Below are 14,823 nucleotides of genomic sequence, written 5' to 3' on the forward strand. Positions count from 1 at the left end.
AGCACCCTGGCTTCCCCTTTTTGCGCGACGGCCGTGAATCAGATCACCTGGAGGATGGCCTTGGTCACCACGTCGATGTTGTTCTGGTTCAGTGCGGCCACGCAGATGCGGCCGGTGTCCAGGGCGTAGATGCCGAATTCATTGCGCAGGCGGGTCACTTGCTCAACGGTCAGGCCGGAGTAGGAGAACATGCCGCACTGGCGGCCGACAAAACTGAAGTCGTGCTCAGGGGCGCCTTTGGCCAGCAAGTCGACCATCTGGGTGCGCATGCCGCGAATGCGCAGGCGCATTTCCGCCAGTTCCTGCTCCCACTGGGCGCGCAGTTCCGGGTTGTTCAGCACCGCGGCAACGATGGTTGCGCCATGGGTTGGCGGGTTGGAGTAGTTGGTGCGGATCACGCGCTTGACCTGGGACAGCACGCGAGCGCTTTCTTCCTTCGAGCTGCTGACGATGGACAGAGCGCCAACGCGCTCGCCGTACAGCGAGAACGACTTGGAGAACGAGCTGGACACGAAGAAGGTCAGGCCCGACTCGGCGAACAGGCGCACTGCGGCGGCGTCTTCGTCGATGCCGTCGCCAAAGCCCTGGTAGGCCATGTCGAGGAATGGCACGAGGTTTTTCGCCTTGACCACTTCCAGGACGTTTTTCCAGTCCTGCGGAGTCAGGTCGACACCGGTCGGGTTGTGGCAGCAGGCATGCAGCACCACGATCGATTGGGCCGGCAGGGCGTTGAGGTCTTCCAGCAGGCCGGCACGGTTTACGTCGTGGGTGGCGGCGTCGTAGTAGCGGTAGTTCCGCACCGGAAAACCAGCGGTTTCGAACAGTGCGCGGTGGTTTTCCCAGCTTGGATCACTGATGGCGACCACAGCGTTGGGCAGCAGTTGCTTGAGGAAGTCGGCGCCGATCTTCAGTGCACCAGTACCGCCAACGGCCTGGGTGGTGACCACGCGGCCAGCGGCCAGCAGGGGCGAGTCGTTGCCGAACAGCAGTTTCTGTACCGCTTGGTCATAGGCGGCAATGCCGTCGATCGGCAGGTAACCACGGGAAGCGTGTTGAGCGGCGCGAATTGTCTCGGCTTCGACAACGGCGCGCAGGAGTGGAATGCGTCCCTCCTCGTTGCAGTACACGCCCACCCCAAGGTTGACCTTGTTGGTTCGGGTGTCGGCGTTGAATGCTTCGTTGAGGCCCAGGATTGGATCGCGTGGTGCCATTTCGACAGCGGAGAACAGGCTCATTTTTACGGCGGCTCTGAATGGAGTGTGGAGGGACGTGTCGCGCTCCAGCCGAATGCACTAGAGCGGTGCACAAACGGGGAGCTAGTATAGAGGCCATCATCGCGGTGGGCGACAGTCGATTGACCTTTTGCAGCAAGTTTTTCGCTTTATTTTTCGACCGTTAGTCTTATTGCAACATCCTGGGTGTTAGCGGGTGTCAGGCCTTTCCCTTGAAAGCCGTAGTATTTGGCTCCACATCTAGCGCATTCCCGTTTTTTCCCCGGCGACATGGGGCGTACGCGGTCTTTCTCGTTCCTGTACGGTATGGCCGCGCACGAATGATCCCAGAGGTAGGTTATGTCCGAATTCCAGCTAGTCACCCGCTTCCAGCCCGCCGGCGACCAGCCGGAAGCCATCCGCCTGCTGGTCGAAGGCATCGAGGCTGGGCTGGCGCACCAGACCCTGCTCGGTGTGACCGGTTCGGGCAAGACTTTCAGCATTGCCAACGTGATCGCCCAGGTGCAGCGCCCAACCCTGGTGCTGGCGCCGAACAAGACCCTGGCTGCCCAGTTGTATGGCGAATTCAAGGCCTTCTTCCCGAACAACGCGGTGGAGTACTTCGTTTCCTATTACGACTACTACCAGCCCGAAGCCTATGTGCCTTCCTCGGATACCTTTATCGAGAAGGATGCATCGATCAACGACCATATCGAGCAGATGCGCCTGTCGGCGACCAAGGCGCTGCTGGAGCGCAAGGACGCGATCATCGTGACCACGGTGTCTTGCATCTATGGTCTGGGCAGCCCGGAAACCTACCTGAAAATGGTTCTGCACGTGGACCGCGGCGACAAGCTCGACCAGCGTGCCTTGCTGCGGCGCCTGGCGGACCTGCAATACACCCGCAACGATATGGACTTCGCTCGCGCCACCTTCCGTGTGCGTGGCGACGTGATCGACATTTATCCGGCGGAATCCGACCTGGAAGCGATCCGCATCGAGCTGTTCGACGACGAAGTGGAAAGCATCAGCGCTTTCGACCCGTTGACCGGCGAAGTGATCCGCAAGCTGCCGCGTTTCACCTTCTACCCCAAGAGCCACTACGTGACCCCACGGGAAACCCTGCTGGACGCTATCGAGGGGATCAAGGTGGAACTGCAGGAACGCCTGGAATACCTGCGCTCCAACAACAAACTGGTGGAAGCCCAACGTCTGGAACAACGCACCCGTTTCGATCTGGAGATGATCCTCGAGCTGGGCTATTGCAACGGCATCGAGAACTACTCGCGCTACCTCTCCGGCCGTCCCGCCGGCGCCGCGCCACCCACCTTGTACGACTACCTGCCGGCGGATGCGCTGTTGGTGATCGACGAATCCCACGTCAGCGTGCCTCAGGTGGGCGCCATGTATAAGGGCGACCGTTCGCGCAAGGAGACTCTGGTGGAATATGGTTTTCGCCTGCCATCGGCGCTGGACAACCGGCCGATGCGTTTTGACGAGTGGGAAGGCGTCAGCCCGCAGACCATCTTCGTCTCTGCTACCCCGGGCAACTATGAGGCTGAGCACGCCGGGCGCATTGTGGAGCAGGTGGTGCGTCCCACCGGCCTGGTGGACCCCCAGGTGGAAGTACGCCCGGCCCTGACCCAGGTGGATGACCTGTTGTCGGAAATCACCAAGCGCGTGGCGGTGGAAGAGCGAGTGCTGGTCACCACCCTGACCAAGCGCATGGCTGAGGACTTGACCGACTACCTGGCCGACCACGGTGTGCGCGTGCGTTATCTGCACTCGGACATCGACACCGTGGAGCGTGTGGAAATCATTCGCGACCTGCGCCTGGGCACCTTTGATGTGCTGGTGGGGATCAACCTGCTGCGTGAAGGCCTGGACATGCCGGAAGTGTCGCTGGTGGCGATTCTCGATGCCGACAAGGAAGGCTTCCTGCGTTCCGAGCGTTCGCTGATCCAGACCATCGGTCGCGCCGCGCGTAACCTCAATGGCCGGGCGATTCTCTATGCCGACCGCATCACCGGCTCCATGGAGCGGGCGATTGGAGAGACCGAACGGCGGCGTGACAAGCAGATTGCCTTCAACCTGGCCAACGGCATCACCCCCAAAGGGGTGTTCAAGGATGTCGCCGACATCATGGAAGGCGCCACCGTGCCGGGCTCGCGCAGCAAGAAGCGCAAGGGCATGGCCAAGGCCGCCGAAGAAAGTGCCCGCTACGAAAACGAACTGCGTTCGCCCAGCGAAATCACCAAGCGCATTCGCCAGCTCGAAGAAAAAATGTACCAACTGGCCCGGGACCTGGAGTTCGAGGCGGCGGCGCAGATGCGCGACGAAATCACCAAGCTGCGCGAGCGCTTGCTGACCGTCTAACGGCGTTCGATCCCTCGGAGCTGGCTGGCCGGCGAAGAGGGGCTCAAGTCCTGTGCGGTGCTCGAGGGGGGGGCTTCGCTGGCAAGCCAACTGCTGCAGGCATTTCGTGGGTCAGTGGGCTTCTCCTCCTTGGGCGATGCCGACAACCTGGAAGACGTCGTTGTGGGTCATGATCAGCGGCTGCCTCAGGGCGCGGATGATCTGGATCTGATTGCGCTGCGGCCCGGCGAGGTCCGGGTTGAGCACTCCGGAAGAGAGGCTCGCGAGCCCGAACAGGTCAAATCCCAGGGCGCACAGCCGCAATCAAAAAGTGTAAGAAAATTTATTAGCGGGTGAACCTGGCATATAGCCCGTGGGTGGTAAATGCCAGGCGCTGATACTTGACCATTCATGGGCTCTGCGGCGGCCTGTAGTCGCAACCTTGGCTTAAATGCCCTCCTTACTGGAGCCGGGCCGGGGTCGCCTGTTACCATTCGCCCCCTGTTTTATTCCTCGTTTTTCTATCTTTTCGAGATATGCCATGACCACCGTCCGCACGCGCATCGCGCCATCGCCTACCGGGGACCCCCACGTAGGTACCGCTTACATCGCTTTGTTCAACTATTGCTTTGCCAAGCAGCATGGCGGTGAGTTCATCCTGCGTATCGAAGACACCGATCAGTTGCGTTCGACCCGCGAGTCCGAGCAGCAGATTTTCGATGCCTTGCGCTGGTTGGGCATCAACTGGAGCGAAGGGCCGGATGTGGGCGGTCCCCATGGTCCTTATCGCCAGAGCGAGCGCGGCGATATCTATCAGAAATATGCTCAGCAATTGGTGGACCTGGGTCACGCGTTCCCATGCTTCTGCACGGCCGAAGAGCTGGACCAGATGCGCGCCGAGCAGATGGCTCGTGGCGAGACGCCGCGTTATGACGGCCGCGCCTTGCTGCTGTCCAAGGAAGAAGTGGCCCGGCGTCTGGCGGCCGGTGAGCCCCATGTGATTCGTATGAAGGTGCCGACCGAAGGCGTTTGTGTGGTGCCTGATCTGCTGCGTGGCGATGTCGAAATTCCGTGGGATCGCATGGACATGCAGGTCCTGATGAAGACCGATGGCCTGCCGACCTACTTCCTGGCCAACGTGGTCGATGACCACCTGATGGGCATCACCCATGTGCTGCGCGGTGAAGAGTGGCTACCTTCGGCACCGAAGCTGATTCTGCTCTACGAGTACTTCGGTTGGGAGCAGCCGCAGTTGTGCTACATGCCGCTGCTGCGCAATCCGGACAAGAGCAAGCTGTCCAAGCGCAAGAATCCAACCTCTGTGACCTTTTATGAGCGCATGGGCTTCATGCCGGAAGCCATGCTCAATTATCTGGGGCGCATGGGCTGGTCGATGCCGGACGAACGCGAGAAGTTCTCGTTGCAGGAAATGGTCGATAACTTTGACCTGTCGCGGGTATCCCTGGGTGGGCCGATCTTCGATATCGAGAAACTGTCCTGGCTCAACGGCCAGTGGTTGCGTGACCTGCCGGTGGAAGAGTTCGCCAGTCGCGTGCAGACCTGGGCGCTGAATCCTGAGTACCTGATGAAGATCGCGCCCCATGTGCAAGGCCGGGTTGAGACCTTCAGCCAGATCGCACCGTTGGCCGGCTTCTTCTTCGCCGGTGGCGTGACCCCGGATGCCAAGTTGTTCGAATCCAAGAAGCTTTCTGGCGATCAGGTGCGGCAAGTGATGCAGTTGATCCTGTGGAAGCTCGAGAGCCTGCGCCAGTGGGAGAAAGACAGCATCACCGCGACCATTCAGGCAGTGGTTGAATCCCTGGAGCTGAAACTGCGTGACGCCATGCCGCTGATGTTCGCTGCGATCACTGGTCAGGCCAGCTCGGTGTCGGTGCTCGATGCCATGGAGATCCTGGGGCCTGACCTTACTCGTTTCCGTTTGCGCCAGGCCATCGACCTGCTCGGTGGCGTGTCGAAGAAAGAGAACAAGGAGTGGGAAAAACTGCTGGGCGCCATCGGCTGACGGCGCTTCGCAGCAGGGGAGCTACAAGGCGCTGCGGGCTTTTCGACTACGCTTGATTCTCAGGCGCCAGGTCGATTGGTCGCTGGCAAAGTGGGTTCCAGGCGGCTCGCGGCCCCCCGTTTATGGGAGTTGGCACGGGCCGCTAAGGCTGAAAAAGCCAGGGTTTTTGGGGCAGGGCGGTAAGTGGTTGTTATCCCGGCAAATTTTTTTTCAAAATACGGAAAAAAAATTGACAGCCTTCCGATCGCCCCTTAAGATTCGCCCCGTCCTCACCGACGAGGGGCTATAGCTCAGCTGGGAGAGCGCTTGCATGGCATGCAAGAGGTCGACGGTTCGATCCCGTCTAGCTCCACCAAATTTGCAGTTCAAGGCCTGGCCACACCGGCCTTGAATCGATCAGTACTCAGCACTGATCAGTTGTATAGAAGGGTTTGCGTCCCCTTCGTCTAGTGGCCTAGGACACCGCCCTTTCACGGCGGTAACAGGGGTTCGAGTCCCCTAGGGGACGCCAGTTTCACACAAGTGATGTTGCAAGATGTCGCTGCGCCGCGAGGCGAAAATCCGGGGCTATAGCTCAGCTGGGAGAGCGCTTGCATGGCATGCAAGAGGTCGACGGTTCGATCCCGTCTAGCTCCACCAAATTTGCAGTTCAAGGTCTGGCCACACCGGCCTTGAATCGATCAGTACTCAGCACTGATCAACTGTTAGAAGGGTTTGCGTCCCCTTCGTCTAGTGGCCTAGGACACCGCCCTTTCACGGCGGTAACAGGGGTTCGAGTCCCCTAGGGGACGCCAGTTTCACACAAGCGATGTTGCAAGATTTCGCTGCGCCGCGAGGCGAAAATCTGGGGCTATAGCTCAGCTGGGAGAGCGCTTGCATGGCATGCAAGAGGTCGACGGTTCGATCCCGTCTAGCTCCACCAATTTACAGTTCAAGGCCTGGCCACACGGGTCTTGAATCGATCAGAACTCAGCACTGATCAACTGTTAGAAGGGTATGTGTCCCCTTCGTCTAGTGGCCTAGGACACCGCCCTTTCACGGCGGTAACAGGGGTTCGAGTCCCCTAGGGGACGCCACGTTTACCCGCTATGCGGGATTTTTAAGGGTCATTCAATTATTGAATGGCCCTTTTGTTTTTCTGGCGTCCGGCCAACTTTTACCCTCTTCCTCAGCCTGCACTTCTGACCGGCGGTCACACTGACGACTTGCGGAAAATTATTATGGGAATAATATTTTGTCCGTAATATTCGGAGGCAACGATGAACGATAAAAAAGCTCAAACCCGCGAACGTATTCTCCAGGCTGCCAGTTCGGCGCTGATCCAGCGAGGCCCGGCCGAACCGAGTGTGGGTGAGGTGATGGGGGCTGCCGGGCTGACGGTGGGTGGCTTCTATGCGCACTTCGAGAGCAAGGATGCGCTGATGCTTGAGGCGTTCACCCAACTGCTCGCCCACCGACGTGGCTTGCTCGACGAGATGGACGCAGGCTTGAGTGGTGAGGAGCGAAGGGCGCTGACGGCAGCGTTCTATCTGTCGCGCAAGCACCGCGACTCCACTGAGCAGGCCTGTCCGATTCCGGCATCGGTGGGTGAGCTGGGGCGGCTTCCAGAGAGTTTTCGCAAGGCTTTGAACGAGCATATGGAGCTGATGGTCGCGCAGTTGGCCGCAAGCCCCGAGGACACGGACAAGGCGTTGGCGGATATGGCGTTGATGGTTGGTGGGTTGTCCCTGGCGCGAGCTCTGGGGCCGGGTGAATTGTCCGATCGTCTACTGCGTGCCGCCAAGTCGGCGGTTCTATGACCTGAAGTTCGGTTGCGAGGTGTTGGGCGATGAGCGGATTGAGCTGGATTCGTGGTGTCAATGGCACTCTGGGCTGGGTGGCTCCTCAGTGGGCGGCGAATCGGATGCGCCAGTTGTTCATGACTCCCCGTGAGCTGCCGCCCCGAGAGTGGGAGCTGCCCCTGCTGGAGCGTGCTGAGCGTCTGACCTTGCGCTTTGGCCTCTCTGCCTTGCGTTGGGGGCAGGGGCCGACAGTGTTGCTGATGCATGGCTGGGAAGGGCGACCCACTCAATTTGCCAGCCTGATCGAGGCGCTGGTGGCGGCTGGCTATACCGCAGTGGCGCTGGACGGTCCCGCCCACGGCCGCTCTCCAGGGGAGGAGGCCAATGTGGTGCTCTTTGCCCGGGCGATGTTGGAGGCAGCAGCGGAATTGCCCCCCTTGCGCGCAGTGATTGGTCACTCCATGGGCGGTGCCAGCGCCATGCTCGCTGTGCAGTTGGGACTGCGCACCGAAACCCTGGTCAGTATCGCCGCGCCGGCTCGGATTCTTGGCGTGTTGCGAGGTTTTGCCCGCTACATGCGCTTGCCGCCCAGGGCGCGCTCGGCCTTTATCCGTCAAGTGGAGAAGGATGTAGGGATGCGTGCCGCGACTCTGGACGTGGCTCAGTATCAGTTGGAGATGCCTGGCCTGATCATTCATGCCGAAGATGATCGATTTGTACCGGTCAAGGAGTCGGAGTTGATCCACCAGGCCTGGTTCGACAGTCGCTTGCTGCGCTTGAGTGAAGGAGGTCATCAGCGAGTGTTGGCCGATCCCCGAGTGATCGACGCTGTGATCACTCTGGTCACCGGACGCCATCTGCCGGCGCGCCAATCTGCCTGAGCATCCGCTACACTGCCCCGGTCAAAAAATCTGACCGGGAGTTGGGCATGAGTTGGGATCTGGCAACGCCATTCGTTATCGATCTGCAGGTGGTGGCCGAGGATATCGATGGCTTGGGGCACGCCAATAATGCGGTCTACGTGACCTGGCTGGAGCGTTGCGCCTGGCGTCACTCGCAACGTCTGGGGCTGGATCTGGCCGAGTATCGTCGCCTGGATCGGGCGATGGCCGTGGTGCGGCACGAGATCGACTATCTGACCGCGGCTTATGAAGGCGATGAGCTGCAACTGGCCACCTGGATCGTCGATTGGGATCAGCGCCTGAAGATGACTCGACGTTTCCAGCTGGTCCGTCCGAGCGATGGCAGTACCTTGTTGCGGGCCCAGACCACTTTTGTCTGCATCGAGCTGTCCAGCGGCAAGCCCAAGCGTATGCCCGCCGAATTCCTTGAGGGCTACGGCACAGCCCTGCTGGGCTCGTGATCACCTTGGCTCCTGTGGATACCGTCTTGCCAGCGAAGGCGTGTTCAAGGGCGCTGTCAGGCCGGAGAACCCATTTGTCGCTAAGCGCAACGCCGCTCGGCCGTTCCTACAAAATTCCTGTTATCGGGTGAAACCCAGTAAACTGGCGGACGTTTTTTCGCCTGATTTTTCGTTGAGTGTGTTTCATGCAAATTGCCCTGGCGCCCATGGAGGGGTTGGTCGACAACATCCTGCGGGATGTGTTGACTCGTGTTGGCGGGATCGACTGGTGTGTCACCGAGTTCATTCGCGTCAATGACCGTCTACTGACGCCTGCCTATTTCCACAAGCTCGCTCCCGAGTTGCTGCAAGGCGCGCATACCGCTGCCGGCGTGCCATTGCGCGTGCAGTTGCTGGGGTCCGATCCGGTGTGCCTGGCTGAAAATGCCGCGCTGGCCTGCGAGCTTGGCAGCGAGGTGATCGACCTGAATTTTGGCTGTCCAGCCAAGACCGTCAACAAGTCCCGGGGTGGGGCGGTGCTGCTTAAGGAGCCCGAACTGCTGAATCAGATTGTCGAGCATGTGCGGCGAGCGGTGCCTGCACATATCCCGGTCACGGCAAAAATGCGCCTGGGCTTCGATAGTCCGGACGGTTCGCTGGTGTGCGCTACGGCGCTGGCCGAGGGTGGCGCGGAACATATCGTGGTTCACGCACGGACCAAGGTCGATGGCTACAAGCCGCCCGCTCATTGGGAGTGGATTCCTCGGGTGCAGGATGTGGTCAAGGTGCCGGTGTTCGCTAACGGCGATATCTGGAGCGTCGAGGATTGGCGGCGCTGTCGGGAGATCAGTGGCGTGGAGGACATCATGCTCGGTCGTGGGCTGGTCTCGCGTCCGGACCTGGCCCGGCAGATCGCCGCCGCTCGCGCTGGGGAGGAGGTGGTGGAAATGTCCTGGGCCGATCTGCAGCCCATGCTTCAGGACTTCTGGGCCCAGGTGGTGGTGCAACTGACCCCCCGTTCAGCCCCGGGGCGTTTGAAGCAATGGCTGGCCATGCTGACCCGCAACTATCCGGAGGCGGTTGAGCTGTTTACCGCTCTGCGTCGGGAAACCGATTTGGATCAGGTGGGGCGGCTGCTGGGCATGCCCCGCAGCGAAGCGGCGTAAAAATTTCAAAAAAAGCCTCTTGAAATGTCAGGAGCGGTCCCTATCTCTTGGGTACGCGACGCCGAATTCGGGTCGCGGAGATAACCACTCGCTGAAAAATCAGGAGATAGACCCATGAGTACTGCATTTTCCCTGGCTCCACTGTTCCGTTCCTCTGTTGGCTTCGACCGTTTCAACGACCTGTTTGAATCGGCGTTGCGCAACGAACCGAGCAGCAGCTATCCACCCTACAACGTTGAAAAACACGCCGACGACCAATACCGCATCGTCATCGCCGCTGCCGGCTTCCAGGATGAAGATCTGGAACTGCAAGTGGAGAAAGGTGTGTTGACCGTGAGCGGTGGCAAGCGCGACGCCAATGAAAGTGTCACCTACCTGCACCAGGGCATTGCCCAGCGTGCATTCAAGCTGTCCTTCCGCCTGGCCGACCATATCGAGGTCAAGGCCGCAGCCCTGAGCAACGGTCTGCTGAACATTGACCTGCTGCGGGTTGTACCGGAAGAGGCGAAGCCAAAGCGCATTCCGATCAACGGTGCGCAGCAGCCGGCTCTGCAACACTAAGACCGCTGTAAAAAAGGGCGCCCTGGTGGCGCCCTTTTTCGTGCCTGTCATTTCAGCAGCTTCTTGAATTCGCTCAGGGGCAGCGGCTGGCTGTGCAGGTAGCCCTGGTACAGATGGCATTCCAGCCCCTGGAGGAATTCCAGTTGCTGTGGGGTTTCCACGCCTTCGGCGATGACCTTCAGGTTCAGGCTGCGGGCCATGGCGACGATGGCCCGGATGATTTCCGCATCGTTGGGGTCGTGGGTGGCATCGCGGACAAATGACTGGTCTATCTTCAGGGTGTCCACCGGCAGGCGTTTTAGGTACGTCAGGGAGGAGTAGCCGGTGCCGAAGTCGTCCATGGCAAAACTGACCCCAAGTTTTTTCAGTCGACGCATCTTGTTGATGGTGTCATCCAGGTTCTGGATCACGATGCCTTCGGTGATCTCCAGCTTCAGCAATGATGAGGGCAGGGCATAGGCAGTCAGGCTGTGTTCGATTCGTTCGACGAAGTCGTTCTGGCGAAATTGCCGAGGGCTGATGTTGACGCATAGGCTGAAGTGGTGCGGGTCCACCAGGCCTTGCTCGATCAGTTGGCTGAAGGCCAGGCAGGCTTCATCGAGAATCCAGGTGCCCACTTCAAGGATCAGTCCGCTGTCCTCCAGCACCTTGATGAACTCCGTCGGTGATTGCGCCCCCAGCTCCGGGTGCTGCCAACGCACCAGGGCCTCGGCGCCGACGATGCGGTTGTCGCGGGCATCCACCTGTGGCTGGTAGTGCACGCTGAATTCGCCGCGGGACAGGGCCAGGCGCAGGTCGGTTTCCATGCGCAGGCGTTCGCTGGCGGCCTTCTGCATGGTGTTGTGGTACATCTGCGTGGTGTTGCGCCCGGAGTCCTTGGCGCGGTAAAGGGCAATGTCGGCGCGCTTGAGCAGGTCGGTGGGGGTCGAGCCGTGATCGGGAATCAGCGCCACGCCGATGCTGGGGGTGACCTGCAGGCGCTGGCCGTCGAGGAACATCGGTTCCGAGAGCAGCTCGCGCAGGGTCCCGGCCAGTTGCCGTACTTGTTCACTGACCTCATTGCGCGAGCCTTCCAGGCCGCTGAGCAGCACCACGAATTCATCGCCGCCCAGGCGCGCGACGGTGTCCTCCATGCGCACGCTGGCTTCCAGTCTGGCGGTGATGATCTTCAGTACGGTATCGCCCACCGGGTGCCCCAGGGAGTCGTTGATGTGCTTGAAGTGGTCCAGGTCGAGGAACAGCAGGGCGCCCCGCAGGTTGTGGCGCTTGAGCAGAGCGATCTGCTGGCTCAGGCGGTCCATCAGCAGGGCGCGGTTGGGCAGGTTGGTCAAGGGATCGTGGTAGGCCAGGTGGCGGATCTGCGCCTGGGCATTCTTCAGCAGGCTGACGTCCCGGGCCGTCAGCAGCAGGCACGGTGTTTCATTGAGGATGATCGGCTCCACCGAGACCTCTAGGGTGAGGATTTCCCCGCGCTTGTTACGCCCGAGCATTTCCAGGTGATGCACCCGGCCCTTGAGCCTGAGCTCCGCCAGCAGTGTGGCGAGCTGGGCTTCTTCGGCCCAGATGCCGACCTGGTACATGGTGCGGCCGAGCACTTCATCGGTGCGGTAGCCGGTCAGGCGGCAGAAGCCGTCGTTGACCTCTAGGTAGCGGCCGGTGTCGCGCTCGGTGATGGTGATGGCGTCAGGACTGGAGTGGAAGGCCTTGGCGAATTTCTCTTCGCTGGCCTTGAGCGCGGCCTCGGAACGCTGTTGCTGGGTGATATCCCGCAGCGTGGTGACGATGCACGGCTGCTTGTCGACAGTGATCAGGCGGCTGGAAATGATGCAGGTCAGTGCCTGGCCGTTCTTGTGGTTGACCACCACTGCCACGTTGTTCAGCGCCTGTTCGCGAATCACCTGTTCGATCCGCCGCAGACGCGGGGCGGGATCTGCCCAGAAGCCGATCTGTTCGGCGCTGCGGTTGATCACATCTTCCGGGGTCCAGCCGAAGGTCTGGGTGAAGCTTGAATTGATCTCGATGAACTGGCCGGTTTCCAGCAGGGTCAGGCAGATGGGGTCCGGGCTGACCTGGAACAGGCTGGCGAACTTCTCTTCCGAAGTGATCAGGCGCTGTTCGCGTTCCACCTGTTCGGTGATGTCCAGCAGCGTTCCGGCCATGCGCAGTGGATTGCCCTGCTCGTCGCGATAGAGGCGAGCGCGGCTTTCCAGGTAACGCGAGCTGCCGTCCGCCAGTTGCACCCGGTAAGTCAGCTGGTAGTTGCCCGCCGGCCCTTCCCGCAGGCTGCGATAGGCATCGCGCATGCTGTCGCGTTCTTCAGTGGGGACGCCCTCGAAAAAGGCTTCGAAGGATTCATGGAAGGGCGCTGGCTCCAGGCCGTGCAATTGTGCGGCCCGGGCCGAGCCATAGAGCATGCCGCTGGGAATGTGCCAATCCCAGGTGCCCAGTTGCGCCGAATCCAGGGCCAGGTCGAGGCGTTCCTGGCTGTCTTTGAGGGCTTGTTCGGCTCTTTTGCGTTCGCTGGTATCGAGAAAGGTGCTGAGCAGGTAGGGCTTGCCTTCCAGTTCGATTTTCTGCGCGCTGAGAATGCCGTCGTGGATCTGGCCGTTGCTGGCGCGGAACTGGACTTCGAGGCTGGCGGCCTGGCCCTTTTTCTGCACGGCCTTGATCAGTTGGGCGCGCTGTTCGGGATTAACCCACAGGCCGATCTCTAGGGTAGTGCGGCCTATCACATGTTCGGCGGGCCAGCCGAACTGGCTTTCGAAGTATTGGTTGGCCTCGCTGATCAGGCCATCTTCCAGGCGGGTCAGCAGCACCATGTTGGGGCACAGGTGAAACAGGGTGGCGAAACGTTTTTCCGAGCTGCTGAGGGCTTCCTCCCGCTGGCGTTGGTGGGTGATCTCGCGGATCACCCCGATCATTCGGGGCTTGCCATGCTTGTCCGGTAGCACGCTGCCGTTGATCTCCAGCCAGTGCAGGCTGCCATCGGGCCAGCGAATGCGGTGGTGCATCGCGTGTTCCAGGGGCGCTCCCGCCAGCACCGAATGAAAAGCCCGCACGGTTCTGGCCCGGTCTTCAATGGGGAGCAGATCGAGGTATTCGAGGTTTTCCGGCAGGGGTTGGCGTGGATCGAAGCCAAACAGTGCCTGGGTGCCCCGGGACCAGCTGATCTGCCCGCTTTCAATATCCCAATACCAGGCTCCCAGCCGCGCGCCATTGAGAGCGGCGAGCAACTGCGGTGCGCTTTCCCAGCTTTGTTCCGACTCCCTGGGGTCGACAGCATGGATACGCGGCATGGGTGGAATACGGTCAGCGGGTTTTGGCATGGGTGTCAGGCCTTGAGCTGAGTCATTCGTTTGGCGCGGGATACTCATGACAGTTCGGCTTGGCACGGGCAATACCCGGAAGAGCTATGCCGGGTTCCCTGGCCAATCGACTTGTGCATCCAGTAAGGCCATGAAGGCCCGCGCAGCATTCGACAGCGTCCGTTCGGTATGCAGGATATAGCCTAGCTGGCGTCGCAGTTGTATGCCCGGTAAAGGAATGCGCGCGACTTGATCGTCGAGCATGGTGCGGGGCAGGACGCTCCAGGCCAGACCGATGGAAACCATCATCTTTATAGTTTCCAGATAGTTAGTGCTCATGGCGATGTTCGGCGTCAGGCCTTGGGCCTCGAACAAGCGTTGGACAATATGGTGGGTAAAGGTGTTGCCGCCGGGAAAAACTGCCGGATGCAGGGCAATATCCGCCAGGCTGACCTGGCCGTTGCTGACCAGCGGATGTTCCGGGGCGGCGACAAAGTCCAGCGGGTCGTCCCAGACCGCGGTGGCCTTGATCAGGCTGTGGGGCTCGGGTGCCAAGGTGATCACCGCCAGTTCGGCGCGGCCGTGGAGGATTTCCTCGTAGGCCACCTCGGAATCGAGGAATTGGATGTCCAGCGCCACTTGCGGGTAGCGCCGGGTAAAGGCCCGCAGCAGCGGCGGCAGGCGGTGCAGGCCGATGTGATGGCTGGTGGCCAGGGTCAGGCGGCCGCTGACTTCCCCGGTGAGGTTGGTCAGGGCGCGACGGGTGTCGTCCAGCACGTTGATGATCTGATACGCCCGGGGCAGCAAAGCGCGTCCGGCCTCGGTCAGGCCGACCTCGCGGCCCAGGCGGTCGAACAGGCGCACATTGAGCTGCTGCTCCAGGCCGGCGATACGTTTGCTGATAGCGGGCTGGGTCAGGTGCAGGCGTTCACCAGCGCCGGAAAAGCTGCCGGTCTCGGCGATGGCTATAAAGGCATTGAGGTTGGCCAGGTCCATGGTTGTATTCCAGTTGGTTATCCAAAGCATGAAAAATATGAATTTGAGTTATTTAATCTAACGCCATAGCATCAGCCTCACAA

At 60.6% G+C, this 14,823-nt stretch carries 10 protein-coding genes, 6 tRNA genes and 1 pseudogene; 13 read left to right on the plus strand and 4 right to left on the minus strand.

Annotation, left to right across the window (positions count from 1 at the left end):
- Nucleotides 1–38 precede the first annotated feature (38 nt).
- Complete coding sequence (locus WIN67_RS10640) at nt 39–1,235, minus strand: amino acid aminotransferase (protein ID WP_102863685.1); 1,197 nt, start codon at nt 1,233–1,235, stop codon at nt 39–41.
- A gap of 336 nt (nt 1,236–1,571) precedes the next feature.
- Here WIN67_RS10640 and uvrB point away from each other — a divergent pair, with 336 nt between their 5' ends.
- Nucleotides 1,572–3,587, plus strand: coding sequence for an excinuclease ABC subunit UvrB (gene uvrB / locus WIN67_RS10645; RefSeq protein ID WP_102863684.1), 2,016 nt, complete (start codon nt 1,572–1,574; stop codon nt 3,585–3,587).
- 168 nt (nt 3,588–3,755) lie between these two features.
- On the opposite strand, the pseudogene WIN67_RS10650 reads toward uvrB, so the two are convergent.
- A pseudogene (locus WIN67_RS10650) lies at nt 3,756–3,884 on the minus strand (hypothetical protein); the annotation flags it as partial.
- A gap of 223 nt (nt 3,885–4,107) precedes the next feature.
- On the opposite strand from WIN67_RS10650, the gene gltX reads away from it, so the two are divergent.
- The 12 genes from gltX to WIN67_RS10710 all read left to right on the plus strand — a co-directional run bounded on the left by gltX (nt 4,108) and on the right by WIN67_RS10710 (nt 10,439).
- Nucleotides 4,108–5,589, plus strand: a complete 1,482-nt coding sequence (gene gltX, locus WIN67_RS10655) for a glutamate--tRNA ligase (RefSeq protein WP_102882514.1) — start codon at nt 4,108–4,110, stop codon at nt 5,587–5,589.
- 279 nt (nt 5,590–5,868) lie between these two features.
- Nucleotides 5,869–5,944, plus strand: a tRNA-Ala gene (locus tag WIN67_RS10660).
- Nucleotides 5,945–6,024: 80 nt separating this feature from the next.
- Nucleotides 6,025–6,100 (plus strand) — tRNA-Glu (locus tag WIN67_RS10665).
- A gap of 52 nt (nt 6,101–6,152) precedes the next feature.
- Nucleotides 6,153–6,228: transfer RNA gene (locus tag WIN67_RS10670), tRNA-Ala, on the plus strand.
- A 79-nt stretch (nt 6,229–6,307) separates the two neighbouring features.
- A tRNA-Glu gene (locus tag WIN67_RS10675) sits at nt 6,308–6,383 on the plus strand.
- A gap of 52 nt (nt 6,384–6,435) precedes the next feature.
- Nucleotides 6,436–6,511 (plus strand) — tRNA-Ala (locus WIN67_RS10680).
- Between the two features lie 78 nt (nt 6,512–6,589).
- A tRNA-Glu gene (locus WIN67_RS10685) sits at nt 6,590–6,665 on the plus strand.
- Nucleotides 6,666–6,848: 183 nt separating this feature from the next.
- Nucleotides 6,849–7,388: a TetR/AcrR family transcriptional regulator gene (locus WIN67_RS10690; protein WP_102882513.1), complete on the plus strand. Its 540-nt coding sequence runs from the start codon at nt 6,849–6,851 to the stop codon at nt 7,386–7,388.
- A 29-nt stretch (nt 7,389–7,417) separates the two neighbouring features.
- Nucleotides 7,418–8,251, plus strand: a complete 834-nt coding sequence (locus WIN67_RS10695; RefSeq protein ID WP_115581979.1) for an alpha/beta fold hydrolase — start codon at nt 7,418–7,420, stop codon at nt 8,249–8,251.
- A gap of 47 nt (nt 8,252–8,298) precedes the next feature.
- Nucleotides 8,299–8,733 (plus strand): thioesterase family protein, encoded by a 435-nt coding sequence (locus tag WIN67_RS10700; RefSeq protein ID WP_339071197.1) that lies wholly within the window; start codon nt 8,299–8,301, stop codon nt 8,731–8,733.
- Between the two features lie 185 nt (nt 8,734–8,918).
- Nucleotides 8,919–9,878: a tRNA dihydrouridine synthase gene (locus tag WIN67_RS10705; RefSeq protein ID WP_102863678.1), complete on the plus strand. Its 960-nt coding sequence runs from the start codon at nt 8,919–8,921 to the stop codon at nt 9,876–9,878.
- Between the two features lie 114 nt (nt 9,879–9,992).
- Nucleotides 9,993–10,439 (plus strand): Hsp20 family protein, encoded by a 447-nt coding sequence (locus tag WIN67_RS10710; RefSeq protein ID WP_102882511.1) that lies wholly within the window; start codon nt 9,993–9,995, stop codon nt 10,437–10,439.
- A 47-nt stretch (nt 10,440–10,486) separates the two neighbouring features.
- Here the strand turns inward: WIN67_RS10710 and WIN67_RS10715 are convergent, their stop codons facing one another.
- Nucleotides 10,487–13,765: an EAL domain-containing protein gene (locus WIN67_RS10715; RefSeq protein ID WP_102882510.1), complete on the minus strand. Its 3,279-nt coding sequence runs from the start codon at nt 13,763–13,765 to the stop codon at nt 10,487–10,489.
- A gap of 84 nt (nt 13,766–13,849) precedes the next feature.
- Nucleotides 13,850–14,740: a LysR family transcriptional regulator gene (locus tag WIN67_RS10720; RefSeq protein WP_102863672.1), complete on the minus strand. Its 891-nt coding sequence runs from the start codon at nt 14,738–14,740 to the stop codon at nt 13,850–13,852.
- Between the last annotated feature and the right edge of the window lie 83 nt (nt 14,741–14,823).

The organism is Pseudomonas idahonensis, from assembly GCF_037903935.1.
Taxonomy (GTDB): Bacteria; Pseudomonadota; Gammaproteobacteria; order Pseudomonadales; family Pseudomonadaceae; genus Aquipseudomonas; species Aquipseudomonas danubii.

Bases quoted from the DNA above. Each gene is read 5' to 3' on its own strand.
- WIN67_RS10640 (WP_102863685.1), bottom strand. From the start codon at position 1,235: ATGAGCCTGTTCTCCGCTGTCGAAATGGCACCACGCGATCCAATCCTG.
- uvrB (WP_102863684.1), top strand. From the start codon at position 1,572: ATGTCCGAATTCCAGCTAGTCACCCGCTTCCAGCCCGCCGGCGACCAG.
- gltX (WP_102882514.1), top strand. From the start codon at position 4,108: ATGACCACCGTCCGCACGCGCATCGCGCCATCGCCTACCGGGGACCCC.
- WIN67_RS10690 (WP_102882513.1), top strand. From the start codon at position 6,849: ATGAACGATAAAAAAGCTCAAACCCGCGAACGTATTCTCCAGGCTGCC.
- WIN67_RS10695 (WP_115581979.1), top strand. From the start codon at position 7,418: ATGAGCGGATTGAGCTGGATTCGTGGTGTCAATGGCACTCTGGGCTGG.
- WIN67_RS10700 (WP_339071197.1), top strand. From the start codon at position 8,299: ATGAGTTGGGATCTGGCAACGCCATTCGTTATCGATCTGCAGGTGGTG.
- WIN67_RS10705 (WP_102863678.1), top strand. From the start codon at position 8,919: ATGCAAATTGCCCTGGCGCCCATGGAGGGGTTGGTCGACAACATCCTG.
- WIN67_RS10710 (WP_102882511.1), top strand. From the start codon at position 9,993: ATGAGTACTGCATTTTCCCTGGCTCCACTGTTCCGTTCCTCTGTTGGC.
- WIN67_RS10715 (WP_102882510.1), bottom strand. From the start codon at position 13,765: ATGCCAAAACCCGCTGACCGTATTCCACCCATGCCGCGTATCCATGCT.
- WIN67_RS10720 (WP_102863672.1), bottom strand. From the start codon at position 14,740: ATGGACCTGGCCAACCTCAATGCCTTTATAGCCATCGCCGAGACCGGC.